Source organism: Halomonas gemina, from assembly GCF_023554995.1.
GTDB classification, from domain to species: domain Bacteria; phylum Pseudomonadota; class Gammaproteobacteria; order Pseudomonadales; family Halomonadaceae; genus Halomonas; species Halomonas gemina.
In genome coordinates this window covers 533,212-552,696 of record NZ_JAMJPK010000002.1, presented here as the reverse complement: position 1 = coordinate 552,696, position 19,485 = coordinate 533,212, and the positions used below count along the sequence as shown (strand labels likewise).

General features: G+C 69.4%; 17 protein-coding genes and 1 pseudogene. 7 read left to right on the top strand and 11 right to left on the bottom strand.

Features of this window, described 5'->3' with window-relative positions:
- Nucleotides 1-4: 4 nt before the first annotated feature.
- On the bottom strand, nucleotides 5-2,293 hold the full coding sequence (locus M8009_RS06635) for a mechanosensitive ion channel family protein (RefSeq protein WP_250060030.1): 2,289 nt from the start codon (nucleotides 2,291-2,293) through the stop codon (nucleotides 5-7).
- Between the two features lie 162 nt (nucleotides 2,294-2,455).
- On the opposite strand from M8009_RS06635, the gene M8009_RS06630 reads away from it, so the two are divergent.
- Both M8009_RS06630 and M8009_RS06625 read left to right on the top strand, forming a co-directional pair.
- Nucleotides 2,456-3,451: an amidoligase family protein gene (locus tag M8009_RS06630; RefSeq protein ID WP_250060029.1), complete on the top strand. Its 996-nt coding sequence runs from the start codon at nucleotides 2,456-2,458 to the stop codon at nucleotides 3,449-3,451.
- Entirely contained in the window at nucleotides 3,448-4,143 is a 696-nt protein-coding gene (locus tag M8009_RS06625; RefSeq protein ID WP_250060028.1) for a gamma-glutamyl-gamma-aminobutyrate hydrolase family protein, read from the top strand. Before M8009_RS06630 ends, M8009_RS06625 begins: the two co-directional genes overlap by 4 nt.
- 123 nt (nucleotides 4,144-4,266) lie before the next feature.
- Here M8009_RS06625 and M8009_RS06620 read toward each other — a convergent pair whose 3' ends face one another.
- Nucleotides 4,267-4,698 carry an OsmC family protein gene (locus M8009_RS06620; RefSeq protein WP_250060027.1) on the bottom strand — a complete coding sequence of 144 codons (432 nt, stop codon included), beginning with the start codon at nucleotides 4,696-4,698 and terminating at the stop codon, nucleotides 4,267-4,269.
- A 154-nt stretch (nucleotides 4,699-4,852) separates the two neighbouring features.
- On the opposite strand from M8009_RS06620, the gene M8009_RS06615 reads away from it, so the two are divergent.
- Nucleotides 4,853-5,161, top strand: coding sequence for an aldo/keto reductase (locus tag M8009_RS06615; protein WP_250060026.1), 309 nt, complete (start codon nucleotides 4,853-4,855; stop codon nucleotides 5,159-5,161).
- Here M8009_RS06615 and M8009_RS06610 read toward each other — a convergent pair.
- Nucleotides 5,158-5,709: a DUF1415 domain-containing protein gene (locus tag M8009_RS06610; RefSeq protein WP_250060025.1), complete on the bottom strand. Its 552-nt coding sequence runs from the start codon at nucleotides 5,707-5,709 to the stop codon at nucleotides 5,158-5,160. The genes M8009_RS06615 and M8009_RS06610 overlap by 4 nt on opposite strands.
- Before the next feature lie 70 nt (nucleotides 5,710-5,779).
- The gene (gene nfi / locus M8009_RS06605) at nucleotides 5,780-6,484 is read right to left on the bottom strand and encodes a deoxyribonuclease V (protein WP_250060024.1); all 705 of its coding nucleotides are present in this window, start codon (nucleotides 6,482-6,484) and stop codon (nucleotides 5,780-5,782) included.
- A gap of 75 nt (nucleotides 6,485-6,559) precedes the next feature.
- On the opposite strand from nfi, the gene M8009_RS06600 reads away from it, so the two are divergent.
- Together M8009_RS06600 and M8009_RS06595 are read left to right on the top strand one after the other, a co-directional pair.
- Complete coding sequence (locus M8009_RS06600; protein WP_250060023.1) at nucleotides 6,560-7,837, top strand: exonuclease SbcCD subunit D; 1,278 nt, start codon at nucleotides 6,560-6,562, stop codon at nucleotides 7,835-7,837.
- Entirely contained in the window at nucleotides 7,834-11,160 is a 3,327-nt protein-coding gene (locus M8009_RS06595; RefSeq protein WP_250060022.1) for an AAA family ATPase, read from the top strand. Before M8009_RS06600 ends, M8009_RS06595 begins: the two co-directional genes overlap by 4 nt.
- Before the next feature lie 262 nt (nucleotides 11,161-11,422).
- Here the strand turns inward: M8009_RS06595 and M8009_RS06590 are convergent, their stop codons facing one another.
- From M8009_RS06590 to mntR, 7 genes are all read right to left on the bottom strand, one after another.
- The gene (locus M8009_RS06590; protein WP_250060021.1) at nucleotides 11,423-12,283 is read right to left on the bottom strand and encodes a TIGR02452 family protein; all 861 of its coding nucleotides are present in this window, start codon (nucleotides 12,281-12,283) and stop codon (nucleotides 11,423-11,425) included.
- 231 nt (nucleotides 12,284-12,514) lie between these two features.
- Nucleotides 12,515-12,934, bottom strand: a complete 420-nt coding sequence (locus M8009_RS06585) for a SpoIIAA family protein (protein WP_250060020.1) — start codon at nucleotides 12,932-12,934, stop codon at nucleotides 12,515-12,517.
- Nucleotides 12,935-13,189: 255 nt separating this feature from the next.
- Nucleotides 13,190-14,329, bottom strand: coding sequence for a metal ABC transporter permease (locus M8009_RS06580; protein WP_250060019.1), 1,140 nt, complete (start codon nucleotides 14,327-14,329; stop codon nucleotides 13,190-13,192).
- Complete coding sequence (locus tag M8009_RS06575) at nucleotides 14,329-15,474, bottom strand: metal ABC transporter permease (RefSeq protein WP_250060018.1); 1,146 nt, start codon at nucleotides 15,472-15,474, stop codon at nucleotides 14,329-14,331. Before M8009_RS06575 ends, M8009_RS06580 begins: the two co-directional genes overlap by 1 nt.
- A complete protein-coding gene (locus tag M8009_RS06570) occupies nucleotides 15,471-16,265 on the bottom strand; it encodes a metal ABC transporter ATP-binding protein (RefSeq protein WP_250060017.1) in 795 nt (264 codons plus the stop codon). The genes M8009_RS06575 and M8009_RS06570 overlap by 4 nt, the downstream gene beginning before the upstream one ends.
- Before the next feature lie 34 nt (nucleotides 16,266-16,299).
- Nucleotides 16,300-17,274, bottom strand: coding sequence for a metal ABC transporter solute-binding protein, Zn/Mn family (locus M8009_RS06565; protein WP_250060016.1), 975 nt, complete (start codon nucleotides 17,272-17,274; stop codon nucleotides 16,300-16,302).
- Between the two features lie 185 nt (nucleotides 17,275-17,459).
- Nucleotides 17,460-17,906 (bottom strand): manganese-binding transcriptional regulator MntR, encoded by a 447-nt coding sequence (gene mntR / locus M8009_RS06560; protein WP_250060015.1) that lies wholly within the window; start codon nucleotides 17,904-17,906, stop codon nucleotides 17,460-17,462.
- Nucleotides 17,907-18,004: 98 nt separating this feature from the next.
- On the opposite strand from mntR, the pseudogene M8009_RS06555 reads away from it, so the two are divergent.
- Nucleotides 18,005-18,091: pseudogene (locus M8009_RS06555) on the top strand (antibiotic biosynthesis monooxygenase); the annotation flags it as partial.
- Nucleotides 18,092-18,276: 185 nt separating this feature from the next.
- On the top strand, nucleotides 18,277-19,236 hold the full coding sequence (locus M8009_RS06550; RefSeq protein WP_347709833.1) for a homocysteine S-methyltransferase family protein: 960 nt from the start codon (nucleotides 18,277-18,279) through the stop codon (nucleotides 19,234-19,236).
- Nucleotides 19,237-19,485 lie beyond the last annotated feature (249 nt).

Sequence of the window (19,485 nt, the reverse complement as noted above, 5' to 3'; positions counted from 1 at the left end):
GGGACTAGGCGGGATCCGGGGAACCGCCCCGGGCACTGGTGTCGCCCGCGGGGTCGGCGATGCCCGCCTCGCCGGGCCGCCGGCCGCTGGCATCGCGGGCCTCGGCGCCCTCGCCGGTGCCGTCCAGGCGGCCGCCACCACGCCCCTCCATGCTGACGCTGAGCCGCGGCACGCCGAGGTCGACTGACTGCGTCTCCATGCGCTGCTTGAGCAGCAGGTTGAAGGCCCGCGCCACGTCCCACTGCATCTCGGGGGCGGTGCGAAAGCGCATGCGCAGGATGGCGCAGCCGTCCTCGAAGCTGTCGATGCCCTGCATCTCCAGCGGCGACCAGATGTAGTGGCGCATCATGGGGTCCTGGCGCAGCTCCAGGGCGGTCTCCTGCATCAGGGTGGTGGCATCGTCGATCTTCATGTCGAAGGGGATGCGGACCCGCATCAGGGCGATGCCGAACTGGCGCGACATGTTGTGGATGGACTCGATGCGGCTGAAGGTGATGATGTGCACGATGCCGTCGAGATCGCGCAAGCGAACAGTGCGCAGGGTCAGCCCCTCGACGGTGCCCATATGGCCGTTGATCTTGACGAAGTCGTCCACCGCCAGCGAATCCTCGATGAGGATGAAGATGCCGGTGATCAGGTCCTGCACCAGGGTCTGGGCACCGAAGCCCACGGCGAGGCCGATCACGCCGGCACCGGCCAGCAGCGGTGTGACGTTCACCCCCAGGTTGGCCAGGCCGACGATGGCCGCGATGATCACGATGGTGGCGAAGATGATGTTGCGGATCATCGGCGTGATGGTCTGCGCCCGGGCCAGGTTGACCCGCCGCCCCCGGGCGCGTGCCGGGCTGGTCAGGGCGCGCTGGATGGCGGTGTCGGCGAAGATCCAGATCAGCCAGGCCAGCAGCACGGTAAAGCCGATGGCCAGCAGGGCCTGCCCGATGCGCACGCTGGCCACCCCCTGCTGGCCGATGCCGATCAGCGACCCCCCCCACACCTGCAGCGAGAGCTCGGCGAAGGCGATCCAGGCCAGCACATGGGCCAGGGCATAACCGAAGCGCTCCAGGCGCCGGCGATAGTCGCTCAGCCGCCGGCGCTTCGAGCGACGCTCGCCGTGCCGGCGGATCAGGCCGGTGACGACCAGGGTCAGCACCAGCAGCGCGGCCGAGATGATCGAGCGAGCCAGCGCCGTGCCGACGTCGCCCACAGTGATGAAGATCGCCAGCAGCGAGCCCCCCACCAGCAGCAGGGCCGGCACGTGCCACAGGCCGCCCACCAGCCGTACCACCTCCGTGGAGCTACCTCTGTCGCGCCGCAGCGTATAGGGACGATTACGAATCAGATGCTTGATCGGGCGCTTGAAGCGCAGGATGAAGCGCCCGCTGATCAGAGCGGCCAGCATGTTGGCCAGCACCGACATCAGGCTCGCCAGGTCGCCGCCAATGATGCCCGAGAGGCGGGTGGAGTTGAAGGCATCGCCCAGCGCGATCAGCGCCCCGATGATGAACAGCGGCCTCAGGCTCTGCTGCTGCAGGATCTGCACGGCGATGAACCGATGACCGCTGGTAAAGACCGAGATCACCGTCTCCACCACCACCGAGAGAGTGCGCCCACACAGCGCCACATAGGCGATCACCAGGGTCGCGGTACGCCCCGAGCTCTCAGGCACCAGCTGGGCGATGCCCAGCACCAGCAGGAAGGCCAGCGCCCAGGGCAGCATGCGGCGCAGGAAGTGCACCACCAGCAGCCAGGCCCGAGGCTCGCGGGGCAGGTCCAGGGGCCAGCCCCGGCGCCTGGCCAGCAGCCGCCCCAGGGCAATCAGGATCACCAGCAGCCCGGCCCAGATCACCAGCAGCACGGTCAGCTCGATAACGAAGCGCAGCAGCTCGGCATTGCCGGTCTGCACCACCAGCGCCACCAGGTCGGACGCGCCCTCCCGCAGCTGGCGCTGCCATTCGTCCACCGGCGACCCGCCGGCCTCGGCCTGCTCGCCGAGGTCGCTGATGGTCTCCGCCAGGGCGCCGAGCAAGCCCTGGGGACGGGTGATGCCGGCCTCCTCGGCGGCCGGGTCGTGGGCCTGCTGCAGCTGGCGCAGGCTCTCCAGCAAGGCCTGGCGCTGCTCGGCATCCTCGAGGGTGGTGATCACCTCTTCCAGCGAGGCCTGGAAGGCCTGGGGATCGTGGGAGGCCGACTCGTCCCCGTTCCCCGGAGTCAGGGCAGAAAGGGGGGTGGTCTGGGCCGAGGCCGCCGTCGACAGCAGCATCGTCAGCAACAGCCACGTCAGCAGGCCTCGCATGACGACTCGCATCCGGTTCGCTTCAGGCACTCTCTCGACTCCCTGGCATCTTGTCTCCCTGGTCTCTCGTCTCTCTGGTGAACGAATGGCGGACCGGGCCGCATCCATGATCCCCGAGGCAGTGTGATAGGCTGCCGACACCACGCCCTACAGGATGCCGTCATGACGCCGCAACCGCCACCCGAACCCCGCAACGCCGATGGCGAGACGCGCCGCGTCGGTGTCGAGATAGAGTTCGCCGGCCTGCCCCCCCGGGAGACGGCCGAGCTGGTGCGCGAGCTATTCGGCGGCGAGATCAAGGTGCTCAGCCCCCATCGCCTCAAGGTGACCGGTACCCGCTGGGGCGAGTTCGGCATCGAGCTGGACACCCAGTACGCCCACCCCGACCAGACCGTGGTGGATGCCGAGGCCGCCGGCGACAGCGAATGGGAACGCATGCGCCTGGACTTCCACGCCCGGACCCGGGAGCTGATCGGCGACGTGGTCACCGGCCTGGTGCCCACGGAGATCGTCTGCCCACCGGTACCCTGGGACGAGCTGGAAGACCTCGACGCGCTCTTCGAGGCGCTGCGCCACCATGGCGCCAAGGGCACGGATGCCAGCCTGCTCTACGGCTTCGGCCTGCACCTCAATCCCGAGGTGCCGAGCCTCGAGGCCGAGAGCCTGCTGGCCTACCTGCGCGCCTACCTGCTGAGCGCCGCCTGGCTGCGCGAGCAGATCCACGTGGACATCACCCGTGAGGTGCTGCCCCATGCCAACCCCTTCCCCCGGGCCTATGCCCTGAGGGTGCTCGACCCGGACTATACCCCTGACCTGGACACCCTGATCGACGACTACCTGGCCGACAACCCGACCCGTAACCGCGAGCTGGACATGCTCCCGCTGTTTGCTCACCTGCGTCCGGACCATCCCCACGAGCTGCTACGCAACAAGCTGGTCAAGGCGCGTCCGACCTTCCACTATCGCCTGCCCAATGCCCAGCTCTCCGAACCGGGCTGGGGCGCGGTGACGGAGTGGAATCGCTGGCTGGAGGTCGAGCGCCTGGCCGCTACCCCGGAGACCCTGGCCGAGCGCAGCGCGCAGTTCCTCGCCCGCCATCGCCCCTCGGCGCCACGCCGCTGGTTGACCCGCCTGCGCCGCTGGGTGTCACGCCGATGAGCCGCAAGACACGCCCGCTGATCGGCATCACCACCTCCGACGCCAAGAGCCGGATCGCCTGGTGGTTCGACTGGTTTGCCGTCTGGCGCCACGGCGGCCGGCCGCGGCGGCTGTCGCCCTCGCGCCCCTTCCCCGAGGCGCTCGATGGCCTGATCATCGGCGGCGGCGACGACATCCAGGCCCACCTCTACGACGACGAGATGCTGAGCCTGGACGTGCGCGTCGACCCGCAGCGCGATGAGCTGGAACTCGAACTGCTGGAGCGTTTCATTCCCCTGGGCAAGCCGGTGTTGGGCATCTGCCGCGGCGCCCAGCTGATCAATGTCTACCAGGGGGGCACCCTGGATCCGGACATCTACACCACCCATGAGGGGCTCAAGCAGCGGCGTACCGTGCTGCCCCGCAAGACCGTGGATATCGTCGCCGACAGCCAGCTGCATCGCATACTCGAGGTGAGCTGGTGTCGCATCAACAGCCTGCACCACCAGGCGGTGCAGCGGACCGGCAAGGGCATCGAGATCGTCGCCCGGGACCGCGATGGCCTGGTGCAGGGCATCGAGTCCCACGACCACGAATTCCTGATTGGCGTGCAGTGGCACCCCGAGTGGCTAGTCTTCAACCGCCCCCAGCAGCGGCTGATCCGCGCGCTGGTGGAGGCCGCCCAGCGCGGCATCGCCTCGCCCTCGCCGTAGCACGGCCCGGGGAGAGAGCTGCCTCCGGGACAAGAGCGACAGCCACAACAAGACGCCGGGACCACCCTGCGGTGGCCCCGGCGCGGATACTGTCCGGCCCGGCCGTCAAGGCCGGCGCCGGGCTCAGTTTTCCAGCTTCGCCGACAGGCTTATCTCGGCGTTGAACAGCTTGGAGACGGGGCACCCTTCCTTGGCCTTGTCGGCCGCATCCTGGAAGGCCGCCTCGTCGGCACCCGGGATCTTCGCCACGGTATCCAGGTGAATGGCGGAGATGGCGAAGCCGCCCTCGACCTCCTCCAGGGACACCTTGGCCTCGGTGGCAATGCGCTCGGCGGTCAGGCCGGCCTCGCCCAGGATCAGCGACAGGGCCATGGAGTAGCAGCTCGCATGGGCGGCACCGATCAGCTCCTCCGGGTTGGAGCCCGCCTCGCCCTCGAAGCGCTTGGCGAAGCTGTAGGGAACGTCCTGGAGAACGCCGCTCTGGGTGGATACCGTCCCCTTGCCATCCTTGAGGCCGCCTTGCCAGACAGCGCTGCCGGATTTCTTGATGCTCATGTCGACTCCTTCTCGTTGTCAGGGGTGAAGCGTTGCCCCTACAACATACACCATGGGGATGCCCCCCTCGCGGCACAAGGGCGATTGCATTGACGAGCGACAGCGACCAGACTAAATGAAAAACATTTCCAGATAATTCCGCCGGGAGATCCCCATGCCGACACCGCCCAGCGTGCGACTCGCCGCCACCGACCGGGAAGCGGCCCGCGACCTGCTCGGCCACCCCGAGGTCGCGGAGGTCGCCGCGGGGCTCGGCATCACGCCCACCCAGCTGCTACTGGCCTGGGCGATCCGCCCGCTCGATGGCAACAGGGACGTGATCGTCATTCCCAAGGCCACCCGCCTGGCGCACGTGGAGCAGAACGCCGCCGCCCTGTCGGTCGAGCTGGATGCCGAGAGCCTGGCCCGCCTGGATGCCGCCTTCCCGGCGCCCCACCGAAAGACGCCGCTGGATATCGTCTAGGAGCTGCTTCGCAACTTGGCCAGCGCATCGGAGAGGGCCTCATGGCCCAGCTCGCGCATCGCCGCTATATTGCGCGCAGGAATCCCCGCCGGGTCCGGGTGGTGGGCCAGGGCCCGCTCAAGGCCTTCCTCGCGCAGCAGGTGCCACATCGGGAAGGGCGAGCGGTTGGTGAAGTTGGCGGGATCTTCCGGCTCGGCGTCGGCAAAGACGTAGTCCGGGTGGAAGCTCGCCAGCTGGTAGGTGCCCTCATAGCCCTGCTCCGCCAGCAGCGCCTCGGCGATCTCCAGCAGGTCCAGGTAGTCGTCGAAGTCGTCGAGCCCCTCGGTGAGCACCAGCAGGGTGGTCTCCACCTCGGGGGTCTCGTCAAGGTGGCGGCAGGCATCGAACAGCGCCAGCAGCGCCGCCTCGCGGTCCGAGGCCGGCACCGCCACATAGCGGATGGTATCGCGGGCCACCTCGCGGCCGGCGAAGGGACAGACATCGCGGGCGACCACGAAGGTCTCGACCCAGGCACGGGTGGCAGCAAGCGGATCGGGGGATGCGGTCATGGTCGCCTCGGTAAGGGTAAGGGATCGTATAGAAAGGGAGCGGCAGTATAGCCCAGGCGGCCACCCTACCCTATCGACCCCGCCGCGAGGCCAGGCGATCGGCCAGTCGGGTCGGCTCCGGCAGCTTGGTCCGCCCCAGGCAGCGAATCACCCAGTCCAGCGCCGTGGGCAGGGTCAATCGATGCCCCGGCGAGACGAAGATCGGCTTGACCTTCACCCGCGAGCGCAGCACTGCGCCGATCACCTCGTCATCCGGGCCATCCACCAGCGGCGTCCAGTCGCCTCGCGCCGGCCCGGGCTCGCGGTGGCGGCCACACAGCCGCGACTTGGCCACGCCGATGGTGGGCAGGTCGAGCCACAGCCCCAGATGGCTGGCCACGCCGATGCGCCGCGGATGGGCGATGCCCTGGCCATCCACCATCACCAGTTCCGGGCGCACCTCCAGCCGCTCGAAGGCCGCCAGCGCCGCCGGCACCTCACGAAACGACAGCAGCCCCGGCACATATGGCATGCGCGTCGGCTCGCGATGCACGACTTGCTCCACTATCTCAAGGGTTGTCGGCTCGAACTCGCCTTCGGCGCCCGGCGGCCACGCCAGCACCACCACCGCCGCCCGGGTGATCGCACCATCCTGCTCGAAGCCAATATCCACGCCGGCGATGCGGCCTACCGGGTCGAGTCGGTCCTCGCGCTCCACCTGCCCGGCCAGGCGCTTCTGCAGGGCGATGGCCTCGCGGGGGGCGAGGTCCCAGTCGTGCAAGGGGGAATTGGGCATCGGGGCTCCCTGATTCGTCGGCGTCGCTCGGGTTAGACTACGGCTTTTGCCGCGCGACGGAACACCGGGGAGCCGATGCTGACACTGATCCATACCGCCGACTGGCACCTGGGGCAGAGCTTCCATGGCCAGGAGCGCCACGCCGAGCACCGCGCCTTCCTCGCCTGGCTGCTCGACACCCTGGTGGAGCGCCGTGCCGATGCCCTCCTGGTGGCCGGCGACATCTTCGACGTGGTCAACCCTTCGCTGCGCGCCCAGGAACTGCTGTATGACTTCATCGTCGGCGCCCACGAGCGACTGCCGAGCCTCAACATCGTGCTGATCGCCGGCAACCACGACAGCGGCAACCGCATCGAGCTGCCCGCCCCGCTGATGCGCCGGTTGCGCACCCACGCCCTGGGCCGGGTGCGTTGGCTGGACGACGGCACGCTCGACGCCGAACGCCTGCTGGTGCCGCTCACCGACGCCGCCGGCGAGACCCGCGCCTGGTGCCTGGCGCTGCCCTTCCTGCGCCCCGCCGAGGTCACCGGCGCGTCGCTGACCAACGAGGCGACCGACGAGGCACCGAACTACTACGTCAGCGGCATTAGCCAGGTCCACACCCAGCTGATCGCGGCCGCAAAGTCGCGTCGCGAGTCCGGCCAGGCGCTGGTGGCGATGAGCCACGCCCACCTGCACGGCGCAGCCGTCTCCGAGGCCAGCGAGCGGCCCATCGTGATCGGCGGCGAGGAGTCGATCTCGGCCGCCCTCTTCCCGCCGGAGATCGCCTACGTGGCGTTGGGTCACCTGCACCGCGCCCAGCAGGTCGGCGAGGCGCGCATCCGCTATAGCGGCAGCCCCCTGCCGCTGGACTTCAGCGAGGTCAGCTACCCTCACCAGGTGGTGGCGGTGACCCTCGACGGCGAGGCGCTGACCGCGACCGAGTCGCTCCCCGTGCCACGCCCGGTGGCCATGCATCGCATCGGCCCCGCTCCGCTGGATGAAGTGCTGGCCGAGCTCGAGGCGCTCGAAGAAGAGCCGGTATTTGAGCGCGAGCGCTGGCCCTGGCTGGAGGTGCGCGTCGAGCTCGACGCCCCGATCCCCGATCTGCGTGCCCGGGTGGAGGCGGCCCTCGAGGGCAAGGCGCTGCGCCTGCTGCGCCTCGAGCGCCGCCTGCCCCGGACCGAAGGCGAGGCGACGCCGGCACGGGTCGACCTGGAGAGCCTCGGCCCGCGCAGGCTCTTCGAGCGCACCTGGGAATCGCGCTGGGGCCGGCCGCCGGGGGACGACGTGCTCGCCGACTTCGACCGGCTGCGCCAGGACATGCTCGATGCCGACGACGGTGACGACAGCCCCCGGGAGGGTCGCCCATGAGGATCCTCTCCCTGCGCCTGGAGAACCTGGCCTCGCTGCCCGGCCCGCTCGAACTCGACTTCACCACGGCCCCGCTTCGCGATGCGGGTCTCTTCGCCATCACCGGCCCCACCGGCGCCGGCAAGAGCACCCTGCTCGACGCCCTGTGCCTGGCGCTCTATGGCGGCACGCCGCGGCTGCGCCAGGCGCCGGCCCGCGACAGCCAGGTCGATGACACCCCGGACTCCACCCTGACCACCAGCGACCCGCGCACCCTGCTGCGCCGCGGCACCGCCGCCGGCTACGCCGAGGTGGATTTCCTGGGCCGCGACGGGCGCCGCTACCGCGCCCGCTGGGCGGTGCGCCGCGCCCGGGAGAGGGTCGGCGGCAAGCTGCAGAAGGCCGAGCAGTCACTGCGCGACCTCGAGGACGACCGCCTGCTCACCACCCAGAAGCGCGAGTTCGATCGCCTGCTGCCGGAGCGCCTCGGGCTCAGCTTCGACCAGTTCACCCGTGCCGTGCTGCTCGCCCAGAGCGAGTTTGCCGCCTTCCTCCAGGCCGACGACAACGAGCGCAGCGACCTGCTGGAGCGCCTCACCGGCACCGCCGAGTACTCGGCGATCTCCATGGCCGCCTACCGCCGCGCCAGCGAGGCGAAGAGGGCCGTGGACACCCTGGAGGCGAGGCTTGCCGACGACCTGCCCGCCGAGCCCGAGACCCGTGCCGAGCTGGAGCGCACCGCCACGGCCACCCGGCAAGCGCTCACAGACCTGCAGGCCCAGGCGGAGTCGCTCCAGGCGAAGTGGCGCTGGCACGACGACGATGCCCGCCTGCACGAGGCCTACCACCAGGGCCTGACGCAGCAGCAGAGCGCCGAAACCGACTGGCAGGCGCTCGCCGAGCTGCGCGCCGACCGCGAGTGGCGCCGGCTGATCGCCCCGAAGCGCCATGCCCTCACCCGCCAGACCGAGCTCCCCGGCGAGATTTCCGCCCTGGAGGCGAGCCACGCCGAGACCCGCAAGGCGCGAGAGGCCGCCAGCGCCGAGCAGCAGGCGGCAGGGAGCGCGCGAGTGCGGGCCGAGCAGGCGCTGAGCGAGGCCTCGGAGGCGCGCCGCCGGGCCGAGCCCGAGCTGCGCGAGGCCCGCGAGGAGGCCCAGCAGCTGGCCACCCGAGAGAAACAGCTCGCCGACCTGGAGGCGGCCCGCGCCCGACAGCAGGCGCAGGCCGATACGCTTGCCCGTGAGCAGCGCAAGGCCGAAGCGCAACAGCAGGCCCGAGCGCGGCAACGCGACGACTGGCAGGCGACCCTCAAGCGGTGGGTGGGCGCTCACTCTCGCCTCGACGACGCCCGCCAGGCCGCCCAGCAGCACCACGACCAGGCCGCCCGTCGTCACCTGGCCCTGGGCGAGCTGGCCAGCCGCTGGCAGGAGCTCGACCGCACGGAGCAGGCGCGGCACCGGCTGGCCAGGCAGGTCAGCGACGACCGGGCCCGCCGGGACAGGCTGCTGGCCGAGGGCCATCGCGCCCGTAAGCGCCTGGACAGGGCCCAGAGCCACCTCGACTCGGTGACCGCGCTGGTCGAGCGCAGCCGCGCCGTGCGCAGCGAGAGCGTGGTGCGCCTGCGCGAGGCCCTGCAGGAAGGGGAGCCCTGCCCGGTGTGCGGCGGCCTCGACCACCCCTGGCGCCAGCACCCGCCGGCTACCCCAGAGGCCGCCCAGATCAACGCCCAGGAAGCGGAAGAGACGCGCCAGCTCGACGAGGCTCGGCAGGCCCGCGACACGGCCCAGCAGCAGCGCGATGAACTGCTGGGCGAGTACCGCGCCGTGGAGGCCTCGCTCACTCGGCACCAACAGGACCTGGAGACGGCCGAGCGGCAGCGGGATACGGCCCGCCACGCCCTGGAGGCCCACCCCCTGCAGCAGGAACTCGCCGCCATCGATGCGCCCGAGCGGGAAGACTGGCTGCAGGCCCAGCGCGAACAGAGCGACACCCGGCGCCGCCAGGAGCGCCAGCGCCTGGATGCGCTGGCCCGGGCCGAGGCCGAGCTGGCCCCGCTGGAGCAGGCGCTGCAGGAGGGCCGGGTGGCGCTGGCACGCCTGGAGGCCGAGAAGGCCAGCGCCGAACGGCAACTGACCGAGCTGGACGAGCAGCTGCCGCCGCTAAGGAAACAGCGCGACGAACTCGCCCGCGCCCTCGCCGACCGGCTAGGCGAGCACGCCTCGCCGGACGCCTGGCAGCAGCAGCTCGACGCGGACCAGGAGCGTGCCCGCCAGGCGCGGGATGGCGCCCAGGCGCGTTGGCACGACGCCCAGCAGCAACACCAGCGCCTCACCCAGCAGGCCGAGCATGAGGCCGGCCAGCTCGAGCAGCGCCGCGACGAGCAAGAGACCCTGGCCCGCGAGCTGGCCGACTGGCGCCAGGCGCACCCCGAGCTGACCGATGCCACCCTGGCGCGGTTGCTGGCCCAGCCCGAGGAGGACGCCCGCCGCGAGGAGCGGCGCATCGAGGCGGCCGACCAGGCCCGCCAGCGCGCCGCCGCCACCCTGGCCGAGCGGCGCGACGCCCTGCTGCGCCACCGCCGCGACCGGGGCCTGACCGAGGGGAAAAGCGAGGGAAAGAGCGAGGAACACAACAACGCGGCGCTGCTGAATGATGCCGTAGCCGAGGAGCTGCACCGCCGCCGGGAGACCCTGGAGGAGGCCCAGGCCGAGCTGGCCCCGCGCCTGGAGGAGGCCCAGCGGGCCCGCGACAGCGCCGCCTTCGCCCTGAGCGACGACGAGCGTAAGCGCGAGCGCCGCAAGGCCGGCCAGGCTGAGCTGGACGCCGCCCAGGCCGAATACCGCCGCTGGGGCCAGATCAGCGAGCTGATCGGCTCCGCCGACGGCAAGGCCTTCCGGCGCATCGCCCAGGCATACAACCTGGAGCAGCTGCTGGAGCACGCCAACGCCCACCTGGCCGGCCTCAGCCGCCGCTATCGGCTGGTGCGCGGCGGCAGCCCCCTGGGCCTGCTGGTGGAGGACCATGACATGGGTGACGAGCGCCGCTCGGTGCACTCCCTCTCCGGCGGCGAGACCTTCCTAGTATCGCTGGCCCTCGCCCTGGGGCTGGCCTCGATGGCATCCGGGGAGCTCACCATCGAGTCACTCTTTATCGACGAGGGCTTCGGCAGCCTCGACCCGCAATCCCTGGCGCTCGCCATGGAAGCGCTCGACGGCCTACAGGCGCTGGGGCGCCGGGTGGGGGTGATCTCCCACGTCCAGGAGATGCACGAGCGCATCCCGGTGCAGATCCAGGTGGAACCGCTGGGCAACGGCACCAGCAGGGCGAGGCTGGTGAGCCAATAAGGCCCGAGAAATAACTCGCTATCGCGATGGTTATGGAATCCTATCGATAGCGAGCCGCTTTTCCTGGCTCAATTTGTCCACATTCGGCAAGGTATCCACTTAGCGACATCCAGACACTCCTGCTCCTTGCTCTCGGTCTTCTCGTAGAGCGCCAGCATGGTCGGCAGGTCACCGACGGTCTCTATACAGGGCACCATTAATGGACAGTTGGTGGAGGACAGGAGGGCGATGATGTAGCGCCCTCTCCGGCCGTCAGCGCACCTCACGGCGCCGCGCAGATCTCGAAGGCCTCGGCGAAGGCCCGATAGGTGGCCCGCTCGCGGGAGCGATCGAGCACTGAGAAGCGGATCGAGCGGAAGCGACCCTCGAAAGGGGCGCCTTTCCCCAGCGCATCCCGGAATGCGGCTGCGACGTCGCGAGGATCATTGCCAAAGACCCCGCAGCCCCAGGCTCCGAGCACCAGGTCCGTCAGCTCATGGTACAGGGCGAGCCCCAGGATCAGGGTGACCCGCTCGCGGAGCACCGCCCGGAGGTCGTTGGCCTGTGACGGCTGATGCGCCCGTACAGCGCCGGCATTGGGCGCGGGACAAGTGATGAACGCCACGGTGTACGGCGCAGCCAGCAGCACCCCGGTGTCGTTGCGAAACACCGGACAGTCCGGGGAGTAGATCGCGCGGTGGGAATACAGCGGGGACGTCATGGCACGGTGATAGCGGTAATAGTCGGGACACCGACGCAGGCTCGGGTAGAGCCCCGAGCTGCGTGCCAGGCTCTCCTCCTGCGCCTGGCTCCCGCCGAGGAAGCCGCCGCCCGGTTTTTTCGCCGAGGCGAAGTTGAGTACGCCTATGGGCCGATCCGGCAAGCGACGGCGCAGCTCGGCCGCAGCGGCGAGCGTGCTCTGGTTGACCACCTCGATGTCCGTTTTTTTCGAGGGAGTTGCCCGCGACAGAACACGCTCCCGCAAATGCTGGAGCTCGTCCGGAGTGTATGACCGAGTGCCGGCCAGACAGCACCGCAGGGCATCGCTGATATCGACGTAACCGTCGTCGCCTAGTTGGTATCCTCCCGCCTCGAGAATCTCCAGCGTCTTCTCGGCCAGTTGAGATCTCGCTTTCCGATTCATGTTTCGGTTTGATCCATGTACCGCCTCCGAGGATTGCCGATGCCGCTCGTTGAGATTCCACGCCTCGGGTGCGGCTGAACCGCCTTTCCCTACCGAAAATCATCGAACACCCGAATCAGCAACGCCAAGGGCTGTACTGGTCGAGCACGTCGACGGCGTGGCTCTGACCTGCCGCCTGGCCGGGGGTCAGGCCTTGCCCCCGGACCGGCTTGTCAGCGGCGACTCTCGGCATCACGCGCCGTGGTAGCCATCCTCCTCGGGGTTCTCGTGCTCACCCCGGGGCAGCTCGCCGACCCACGACAGGGCGCCGACGTATTCCCGGTGGGGAAAGGTGTGGATATCCACCGACTTGAACAGGTGATCCTCCAGATGGGCGAGATGCTTGATCCACTCCTTGTCGGTGATCACGGCGACACGTTGATAGCGCTCGAGGTCGCCGAGTTGGGTCAGGCCATAGCCGACGTCCTTGAGCAGAGCCGTCAGGGTCATCCAGCGCAGGCCATCGAGCTCGGCCAACAGGCTGATGCGGGGATGGTTGCGCTTGGCGGCCTCGATGGCATCGATGGCCTGTTGCAGCTCTCGGGCCGAGACCACACCGCCGATCTTCATGGCCACGACGTGGTCCGCCGAGTGGGTGATGAACTCCAACATGGTGATCTCCCTGGATCGTGGAGGATGAGAATGCCCTGAGTGCCTTCAGCATAGCCGCGATGGGCTCGCCTGAGCCGCGGCGGCTCAGCCTGCCTCATGAATAAGGCGAGCTCACCTATCTGGCCACGAACTCAGTTTTCACGACCCTGTTCGCTACGTCCTGTGGCATCTTGTCACGATGCAGGATGGCAGTGCTGGAAATGGTGCACAGCGTGCGCCATTCGGCAGCGCTCCCACGAGAGCCGCTTTCGCGGCTCACGCGGACGAGCGGCCGCTCGGGTCGAGGATCTCCCGGGCCATCTCGCGCCCCTGCGGGGTGAGCCGCAGGGCCTCGCCCTCGCGCACGATCAGCCGCCGGTCGCTGCTGCGCTGCACCACCCGGCCGGCCTTGGCGGCATCCCAGCGCAGGTGCTCGCGCAGGGCGCGAATGACGTTCTCCACGCCCTGCTCCGGCCCCCCCTCGTGGTTGTAGAGGTGCACGGCGAGGGTACGGATCTCGTTGTGACGGCGCTGACCGCGGCGGCGCAGCAGCTGGGCGACCAGGCCGTAACGCGGCCCGGCGAGGAAGGCCAGCATCAGGAAGACCCCGGTCATCACCGCCATCATGCCGCCGATCGAGACGTCCCAGGCCACCGCCAGGGCGTAGCCGCTGACGCTCGAGGCGATGGAGACCGCGATGCCGTAGAGGAACATCAGCCACAGCCGGTCGGTCAACAGGTAGGCCGTGGAGGGCGGCACGATCACGAAGGCGACGAAGAGCACCGCCCCAACCGCGTCGAAGGCCGCCACGGCGGTGCCGCTGGTCAGCAGCAGCAGGCCGTAGAAGAGCACGCCCGGCGCCAGCCCCAGCGCCCGGGCCAGCGCCTCGTCGAAGGTGGCGAGCTTCAGCTCCTTGAAGAACAGCACCACGAAGGCGGCGTTGAGCAGCGTCATGGCGCCCATGGAGAGCAGCGAGCGCGGTATCCGATAGTCGCCGAGGGTCACGGTGTCGAGCCACACGAAGCCGATCTCGCCGAGCAGCACGGTGTGGGTGTCGATATGTACGTCCCGGGCGTAGAGGTTGAGCAGCAGCACGCCGATCGAGAACAGCACCGGGAAGACCAAGCCGATGGCGGCGTCCTTCTTGACCCGCCGAGTGCTGACCAGCAGCTCGGTGAGGAAGACCGTGAGCACGCCGGTCAGGGCGGCGCCGAGGATCTGCAGCGGGCCACTCTGCTGGTGGGTCAGCAGCCAGACGATGACGATGCCGAAGACGATGGAGTGGCCGATGGCGTCGGAGAGCATGCTGGTGCCGCGCAGCACCAGGAAGGTGCCCACCAGCGAGGAGGCGATCCCCACCAGGGCACCCACCAGCATGATCTGCAGGGCCACGTTGTCGAGCAGGGCCGCCAGCATCAGAGGTCCTCCCGGCCAAGGGCCGCCAGCACTCGCTCGGCCTCGGCGATGCCCGCCGGGGTCAGCACCCAGCGCCGGGGCGGTCCCGGCTCATCGGGCGGCGTATCGCACCATTCGGCCAGGCCGCGGCGCATCAGCTGGCGCAGCACCGCGCGGGTGCGCTGGCCGTGGTAGGTGTCGAGCATGCCCTGCTCGGAGCGATAGACCGGGTCGGCGTGGTGCACGGCGAGCCGGTAGAGGGTGGTCAGTACCTGCTGGTAGCGCAGCCGGCGCCGCGCGCGCACGCGCCTGATCGCCTCCCACAGGAAGCCGCGCTCCGGCGCCAGGGTCAGCGACACCAGCACCACGCCGGAGACGCTCAGGATGATCAGCGGCCCGGTGGCGAGCCCCCGGGAGAGCGCGCTGATCAGCGCGCCGAACACCCCGCCGGCCACGCCGATCAGCGCGGCCAGCAGCACCATGTCCTCTAGGCGACGGCTCCACTGGCGGGCGGCCACCGCCGGGGCGATGATCATCGCCGCCATCAGCACCACCCCGACCATCTGCAGGCCGACCACCACGGCCAGCGCCACCATCACCGTGAGCAGCACCTCCAGCCACGCCACCGGCAGGCCCAGGGAGGTGGCGAACTCGGGGTCGAAGGAGACCAGCTTGAACTCCTTCCACAGCGCCGCCACCAGCGCGAGGGCCACGGCGGTGATGCCGCCCATGATCCACAGGTCGGAGCGCAGGGTCGCCGCCGCCTGACCGAACAGGAAGGCGTCGAGCCCACCCTGGGAGGCGTTGTTCATGCCCTGGATATGGGTCAGCAGCACCACCCCCATGGCGAAGAAGACGCTCAGGGTGATGCCCAGGCCCGCGTCGGTCTTGAGCCGGCTCATGCGCGTCAGCAGCAGCATGACCAAAGCGGCCAGCGCGCCGGTGGCCAGCGCCCCCAGCAGGATGCTGCCGATCTCCCGGGTGCCAGCGATGATGAAGCCCAGGCAGACCCCGGGCAGCGCCGCATGGGACATGGTATCGCCGAGCAGGCTTTGCTGACGCAGCACCGCGAAGCTGCCCAGCACGCCGCTGACCAGCCCCAGCAGGGCCGCCCCGGCGACGACGTTCTGGATGGTGTAGTCGGAGAGCAGCTCGACGACGTTCATCCGGCCCGCTCCTCAGCCTCGGCGACCCCCTCCCCGGACAGGAAGGTAGCCTCGTCGAGCAGGGCGATTTGGCCGCCGTAGGCCTGGCGCAGGTGGTCGGCGGTGTAGACCTCGGCGACCGGCCCCTGGGCGATGACCCGCACGTTGAGGATCAGCAGCCAATCGAAGTAGCTGCGCACCGTCTGCAGGTCGTGGTGCACCACGATCACCGTCTTGCCGGCGTCACGCAGGCGGCGAAGGATGTCGACGATGGCCCGTTCGGTGGTGGCGTCGACCCCCGCCATGGGCTCGTCGAGGAAGTAGACGTCGGCCTTCTGCACCAGGGCCCGGGCCAGGAACACCCGCTGCTGCTGCCCGCCGGAGAGCTGGCTGATCTGGCGCCGGGCGAAGTCGGCCATGCCGACCAGTTCCAGCGCCGCCAGCGCCTCCTCCCGCTCGCGCCGCCCGGGGCGGCGCAGCCAGCCCAGCCGACCGTAGAGCCCCATGGTGACCACGTCCAGGGCGGTGGTGGGGAAATCCCAGTCGACGCTGGAGCGCTGAGGCACGTAGCCGACCCGGCGGCGCTGCGCCTTGTAGGGGCGACCGTGCAGGGTGATGTGACCCGCCACCGTGGGCACCAGCCCCAGCACGCTCTTGATCAGGGTGCTCTTGCCGGCGCCGTTGGGGCCGACGATGGCGGCCATCACCCCGGGCGGTACGTCGAAGTCGATGTCCCACAGCACCGGCTTGCTGTGGTAGCTCACGGTCAGGTCCTCGACGTGCAGGGCCAGATCCGGTTCGTGTAGCGTCATGGGACACTCCTGTGGTGGGTGGCCATCGAGGAGATCAGGAGGCGGGGATGTCCCAGCGTTCGGCCCAGGCCTCGAGGGGCGCGGGCAGCGGGGCCAGCTCGCCGCCGAGCGCCTCGACGATATGCCGGGTATTGGCGTGGAGCATGCCGATGTAGGTGCCGCCGGCGGTCCCCGCCTCACCCATGGCATCCGAGTAGAGCTGGCCGCCGATCTCCACGGCGTGACCCTGGTCGCGGGCGGCATCGATCACCGCCTGGACGGTGCGTGGATTGATGGTGCTCTCGATGAACACCGCGGGCACCTCGCGCTCGATCACCACCTGAGTCATGCGGCGGATATCCGCCACACCGGTCTCGGTCTCGGTGCTGATGCCCTGAATGCCGGCCACCTCGATACCGTAGGCACGGCCGTAGTAGTTGAAGGCGTCGTGGGCGGTGACCAGGATGCGCTGCGCCTCGGGAATGCTGGCGATGCTCTCCTCGATCCAGCCGTGCAGCGCCTCGAGCTGGATGTCATAGGTGTCGGCGTTGGCGCGGATGGCCGCCTCGCAGTCGGGGCGCGCCTCGACGAAGGCCTCAGCCAGGGTGGGAATGATCCGGGCCCACAGCGAGACGTCCATCCACAGGTGCGGGTCGATGCCGTAGACGTCCTGCACGGTGATCAGGCTCGCCGTGTCGATGGAGGACGGCGCCACCGCCACCGTGGGCGTGATATCGGCGAAGCGTGCCAGCACCTCGCCGAGCTGGCCCTCCAGGGAGTAGCCCGAATAGAAGATCTGCTCGGCCTGCTGCAGGGTCGCCACATCCCGAGCGCTGGCCTGGTAGAGGTGGGGGTCGACCCCGGGCCCCATGATGGCCGAGACGTCGGCACATTCGCCGCCCACCTGGGCGGCCACGTCGGCGATCATGCCGATGGTAGTCACGGTGGTCACCGGCGGCTCTGCCGCCATCGTCTGACCGCCCAGCGCCAGCGGCACCAGCATGCCCAGCGTCATCTTCCAGCGTTTCATATGCCCTTCCCCATGAACGTGACCACAGTGCTCATCAATATAGCCTTTGCTATACGACAGGAGAGCACAAATCGAATCCCGATCCCACCACCCCCTGGGTAGCCTCGTCGTGATGGCGTCCGTCGTGCTTGAAGTGGCGCGGTCCGGCGGCACGGCGCCCGCTTTTTTCGCCGCGGGAGAGCGGTTCAGCCGTCTCCGAGAAAACGCTCAAAGGCCGCCAGGGTCTCGCTACTGACGTGGTGCTCGATGCCCTCGGCATCGAGACGAGCGGTCTCGGCGCTGACCCCCAGCTTGCGCAGGCAGGCCTCGACGATGCGATGGCGGCGCCGACTCTCTGCGGCGAGGCGCTCCCCCGCCTCGGTCAGGAAGATCCCCCGGTAGGGCCGCTTGATGATCAGCCCCTCCTCGACGAGGCGCTTGAGCATCTTGGCCACGGTGGGCTGGGCAACGCCAAGACGACGCGCGATATCGATCTGCCTGGCTTCGCCGCTATCGGCGATCAGGTCCGAAATCAGCTCGACGTAGTCCTCCACCAGCTCGGTGCGCCGCGCATCGCGCGCCTTGCGAAAGCCCTGCACGTGGCTATCCGGCTCGATGAGTCGCCCATGGCGATGCTGAAGCGCTGATGTCATCGGATTGTGACCTGACAAGAGTAAGAATGGGGCTTGGCCCCATGATGACTTGCGGCACCAGGAATGCAATTTTGGCGACTCACCTGGGCAGCGGCGCCCTGATGCTCACCCCGGTGATGGTCTTCGTGTTCATCCCCTTCTCAATGCGCCTGCTGGGGCCGTGGCTGCGCGGCGGGGTCACTCCGCCGCCTGCACCAGCGCGGAGCATGACGACGCCTCAGCGTCCCGACGCCATCTGCTCGTCGCGATGGCGTCGGGGCGAATGGTTCGGTAGCGCAACGGGAGACGGCTGGCCAGGAGGGAGGCGCCTCCTTGAGCGGGTCGTCATTAACGGCTAGGGTCCACATGCCGAACCAAGACGGGCGGCGCCATGGCCATTCCGAAGAGGGACAGTGACCCGATGAGCTCTGAAAAACACCGCATAGTGCTGCTGGACGGGGGTATGGGACAGGAGCTCAGGCGGCGCAGCGATCGCCCTGCCACTCCGCTGTGGTCCGCGCAGGTCATGCTGGACGAACCGCAGCTGGTCACCGCCGTCCACCGCGACTTCATCGATGCCGGCGCCCGGATCATCACCACCAACAACTACAGCGCGACACCCCAGCGCCTGGCGCGCGACGGCGATCCCGCCATGTTCGCGCCGCTGCAGGCCGCCGCGCTGAATGCCGCTCGCCAGGCCCGCGAGGAGAGCGGCCAGGCGGTGCGCATCGCCGGCTGCCTGCCCCCGCTGGTCGCGAGCTACCACCATGAGGTCGTGCCGGACGATGCCACCTGCCTGCGCGACTATCGTCGGCTGGTCCAGGTCCAGGCCGACGGGGTCGACCTCTTTATCTGCGAGACCATGACGTTGGCCCGCGAGGCGCTGGCCGCGACCCGCGCGGCGGTGGAGCACGGCATTCCGGTGTGGGTCGCCTTCACGGTGGACGACAGCGACGGCACGCGCCTGCGTTCCGGCGAGCCGCTGGCCGAGGCCGCCCGGTCGGTGGTGGCGGCCGGCGCCGAGGCGGTACTGGTCAACTGTTCGGTGCCCGAGGCGGTCACCACCGCCACGGAGGCGCTGGCCGATCTCGGCGTGCCGTTCGGCGGGTACGCCAACGGCTTCACGGCGGCGGCGGATCTCGCGCCCGGCGGCACGGTGGAGGCACTGGAGACGCGCCAGGACCTGGATCCCGAGGGCTATGCCGAGCACGCCTGTCGCTGGATCGAGCAAGGCGCGACCATCGTGGGCGGCTGCTGCGAGGTCAGCCCAGCGCATATTGCCGCCCTGGCCGAGCGCTTGACCGCCGGGGGATACCGCCTGGTGTCCTCACTGGAGCCTGCGGATGCGTGAAGATCAGATGACCGAGCCGGTGTGACTCATCGATGTACGTGCATAATAGCGCGTGGCGGTCGAATCAGTCGGCCAGGAAAGGGCCTGGATGTGTAAACCCACCACGCCATCCAGGGTGATCGCCTCGGGGTTCTCCTTGGCGCCCTCGACGAGGTCCTCGGGGGTGTCGTAGAGACCGTCGTTGTCGTGTTGTCCCGCCCGGCTACCGGGCTCCAGCGCATCGCACCCCGTCGCTGACGCCCTGTCCTG